Source organism: Helicobacter sp. NHP22-001 (genome assembly GCF_030270165.1).
Lineage (GTDB): Bacteria > Campylobacterota > Campylobacteria > Campylobacterales > Helicobacteraceae > Helicobacter > Helicobacter gastrofelis.
Window position 1 is genome coordinate 1 of sequence record NZ_BSWS01000041.1, and the last position, 463, is coordinate 463.

Annotated in this window: 1 protein-coding gene; it reads right to left on the reverse strand. The window is 59.8% G+C overall.

What is annotated here, in order from left to right; genetic code table 11:
* Positions 1-34 precede the first annotated feature (34 nt).
* On the reverse strand, positions 35-463 hold a 429-nt coding region (locus QSJ47_RS08295; protein ID WP_285603020.1), incomplete at its 5' end, for a hypothetical protein.

Genomic DNA, 463 nt, shown 5'->3' on the forward strand with positions numbered 1-463 from the left:
CGCTTGTTGGTTCAATTTAAATCGCGATCAAACGTTACTGGCAGATGTTCCGCGTGCCCTTGATGAAGGTGCCCGGCTGACACATGAAGCCATTTCGCGCCGCATAATTCGACGACTGCGGAATCGCTATGCCGTTGTAGGTGTAGGTGGTGTCCACATAGCCCGGACCAAAGGCGTAAGTGTCACGATAGGCATAGCCCTCGCGATACGGTCCGCCGAACGGCGCGGTGGCAATGGCGCCTGCAGTATTCACGGCACCGGCTGCGACGGCACCCGCGGTTCCCACTGCGCCGGCGGCAACGGCACCCGGCCAGAAGCCGCGGTTATCCCAGCCGCGATCCCAATCATTCCGATTGTCCACGGCGGCGGAGCGCATGTAGGCCTCGTGACGGCCGTGCATACGGGCGCTGTGCTTCATATGCTTGTTGTGCATGGCACTGTGCTTCATAGGCTTGATCTGTTT